At 48.7% G+C, this 3,524-nt stretch carries 3 protein-coding genes; 1 reads left to right on the forward strand and 2 read right to left on the reverse strand.

Annotated features, from left to right (window positions below; genetic code table 11):
- The first annotated feature begins 785 nt into the window (after positions 1-785).
- Positions 786-1,448, forward strand: a complete 663-nt coding sequence (locus ACJROR_RS10270; protein WP_406041382.1) for a hypothetical protein — start codon at positions 786-788, stop codon at positions 1,446-1,448.
- A gap of 287 nt (positions 1,449-1,735) precedes the next feature.
- Here ACJROR_RS10270 and ACJROR_RS10275 read toward each other — a convergent pair whose 3' ends face one another.
- Together ACJROR_RS10275 and ACJROR_RS10280 are read right to left on the reverse strand one after the other, a co-directional pair.
- Positions 1,736-2,896 (reverse strand): type III PLP-dependent enzyme, encoded by a 1,161-nt coding sequence (locus tag ACJROR_RS10275; protein WP_406041380.1) that lies wholly within the window; start codon positions 2,894-2,896, stop codon positions 1,736-1,738.
- A 333-nt stretch (positions 2,897-3,229) separates the two neighbouring features.
- Positions 3,230-3,524, reverse strand: a 295-nt coding sequence (locus ACJROR_RS10280; RefSeq protein WP_406546976.1) for a hypothetical protein, incomplete at its 5' end; no start/stop codon positions are given.

The following is a 3,524-nucleotide window of genomic DNA, read 5'->3' on the forward strand; positions in this document are numbered from 1 at the left end:
CTTTTCTTCTGCCGTTTCATCATCTAACCGAGGATTTCGTCAAGTCCCGAGCTTTTCTGCGAGCCGCCATTTACACCACATTCCTTGTGTCTCTGTAAGTTTGCCTTTTGTGACATTATCTATGGTCTTCGCTGTTCTTACACCTGATAGCTGAAATATTCTTTAAAGTGTGTGATTTTGCCCATAGGGCTCTTTTTAATGATGAGGCTGGGAAAAAATAATCTGTTTCGCATTGACGGCTGGCTTTCTTGGCGGATACTAAAGAGGCTTCGGACATCGCCGTTGCGGTAAGCTGGAGTGATTTCACAGGTTTTTTGATACAACTTCAGGCTTTAAGGCGGAAAGGTGTCATTTGTGCGGTACTGGGAGAGCTTTATGAGAAGGGGCCTTCCGGTGTCAAGAATGAGGCCCGGGCCCAGGAGCTTTATAAAAAGGTATGCGATCTCGGAATGAAAAGGGCCTGCAAGAAGCTTCAAAAATGACGGAATTCCGGATTTAAAGCTCCCGAGTAAAGAATAACACCGGAGAACAGCTTAGTCAGCTTCTGAAAACTCCGCTCCGGTAACACCAAACACCTTTTTGTTACAGTTTTTATACGGGCGTTTCGCCCCGGTTTTGCTGCCCGAGTTAACATTTTTTTACACTTTGATAACGTTTTCGTTAACTTTTACCTAGGAATCTACTATAATTAAGAAAACGTTTACATGCTTATCCGTTACGGAGAAGAACGGAAGGCATTAAGGGGATTAAAAGATAATTATCAGCGCAGTAAAGACCAACACAAAATGAAGAACTTAAATTCTGACAGGATTTCAGAACTCACCGAGCTTGTGGAACAGCGATCAGCAACTCCGAATTTGGTATACCGGAAGTTTCTCAGGAATATTCCGTACAATATGTGCGGAGTACGGGGTCGTCTTCTTTCTCCGGACTATGCCGTTTCCGCGGCCTTGCCCATTCCCTTTGAGAAGATGGACGGCTCAAAGATTTTAGAGGGATCGGTAAAGGTTAAAAACGCCATTCTCAAGGTCGGCTCCGGTGACAAGGTTATATTTCTTCAGGGGATTTCCCGGGTTCAGGAAATCGGAAACGAGGCCGCAGAGCTTGGCATAGCTATGTTCTCAGATGATGCCGAGCTGCCGTACTTTCTGAAGAACATTGCCGCTGTGGTGTGTTACGGGGTCATCACTGATCCGGTGATTTACGACAGCGACTTGGAGCATGTGCTCATGGTGGATGAAATCGGCGAATGCTGCCAGCTGGAAGCATTGGCTGCCACTGACTTTGATTATGTGCAGGATACCAGTGATCTTTCCAGAAGCTTCGCCAGAAAGGGAGACTATATGGTGCTGGGCACTCCGGGGGTAATCAGTTTCCTTAAGCTTGATGGCTGGGAGCAGCAGAAGGCCGAGGTACTGGAGTTCAGTATTCTCCGCAAGGCCGGTTAGAAATTACGGTTTGTGAATTTAAAGGGCTGTCCGAAAGGGCGGCCTTTTTTGCTGCTAGCTTACAACGACGGCAATGAATGCGGCGGTATTGAACCACTTCGGAAAAAGAGGTTCTCTTCAGGAAAGCTGTGATCTCATAATGAGAATGAGGGAGTGGTGAATTTCAATTATTTGAGAAGAGACAGCGGTGATAACAGTTCTTGCTGAAAAAGCTCTGTCCCCGAAGCCCTCAAGGCACAAAAAACCGGGAACCCTGCGATCCCCGGCTTAGCTTTCAGTAAAGCTTCTTAGGCTACCATCGGAAAGTTGATGCTGAGAGCTTCTCTTTCCAGATCGATTTCCACAATCTTAGCCTGCGGAATAAAGTTGAAGTTGGTAGCAGTGGCGATGGTATAAGCGCCCATCATCTTGCCGATTACCAGATCGCCTACTTCCAGCTCCGGCAGAGGAATGTCCTCGGCAATGATGTCAATGCTGTCGCAGGTAGGGCCGGCCAGCACGGAGCAGGCAATGGCGCCGGTCTTCTGGGTGTACTTCGGATATACCACGTGGTCAAAAATCTGACCGGAGTAGCTGCAGTATACGCCGTCATCCAGATAGTACCAGGGCTTGCCGAAGCGCATGCTCTTTCCGGTAACCGAGCAGATGCCGATCATGCACGGAGCGGAAATGAATCTTCCCGGCTCGGCAATGATGCGCACACCCTCGGGCACATTGGCCAGAGCGGCAACAATGGGCTTGCAGAACTCACGGATGTCAGTCTCGCCGGCATTGTCATAGTCTACCGGGAATCCGCCGCCGATATCGAGCACGTTAATGGCAATGCCCTTGGCAGCAGCCTCGCGGATAATGTCAGCGCAGGCGGTAACAGCTTCTACATGTCTCTTGGCGGTCTTCACCTGGGAGCCTACATGGAAGGAGAGACCGTAGATTTCGATGCCGAGATCCCGGGCCTTTTCCAGAAGAGGCAGCACTTCCTCAGGGAGAGCTCCGAACTTTTTGGACAGATCCACCTTGGTCTCAGGATTGGGGAAGCTTACTCTGATAAGCACCTTAACCTGATCCTTGAACTCTGCGAGCTTTTCCAGTTCGCAGACATTATCGGCAACAAACACCCGGCAGCCGTAATCAAGAGCGTAGGAAATGTCAGAAGGCTTCTTGATAGGGTGGGTATGGATGCACTTGGCAGGGTTGATTCCGTGCTCTCTCATGATGTCAACCTCACCGTTGGAGGCGAGATCAAAGCAGGCGCCTTCTTCTTCAAGGACATCAATCACAGCGTCCTGCGGGAGAGGCTTAAGAGCATAATGGAGAGTCACACCGGGCAGAGCGTCTCTGAGTGACCGATACTGATGTCTCACAGTAGCCTTGTCAAGTACCAGGAGAGGTGAGCCGTACTTGGAAACAAGGTCCTGATAATCGAGTTCTGTATTAAGCAGATTGTTCATTACTTTCTAATTGCACCTCGCAAATGTGGCATTGCCACAGGCCGGAGAAATGTCCGAAGCCAGGTCGGACTGCTAGCTTTAAAGTGGTTTGAATTATAGGAAAACTGAATCAGGTTGCAACAATTTTTTCTCAAAAAAAAACGATTTTTTTCTTGAAAGTTTTTTCAAAGGGAGAACTTGCAGAGGGCCTTTACGGCATAAGGGCTGGCAATGATCGCTTTACAGGGGCGATGAAAACGGTCACCGGCTACAAACTATACGAAAAAGAGAGCGTTTTATACGCTCTCTTGAGATAGGGTTTTCAGGTATTTTGCGGCTCCTGAAAACGCAGTTTTAGATCTTCACACTGTTCTGCTTCTCGGAAAGAGGCACCAGACCATCCTCCACCAGCCGGTTCCAGGCGTCCTTGCACATGATAATGCTGCGGGAGAAGGGAACTACATAGGTGGCCGGCACGCCGTTTAAGGAGATCTGCTTGAGATTCAGCTTGCCGTTAATGATTTTGCCGGAGTTTTTGCCGTTATCGTAGATCTCCTTGAGCAACTTCTGAGAGCGCTTCACATCAGAATCGACCTTGGCGGCGTAAATATCCAGAGCGTCAAGGTAAACCGTCAGAACCGCGATATCC

Source organism: Succinimonas sp. (assembly GCF_045225735.1).
GTDB lineage: Bacteria > Pseudomonadota > Gammaproteobacteria > Enterobacterales > Succinivibrionaceae > Succinimonas.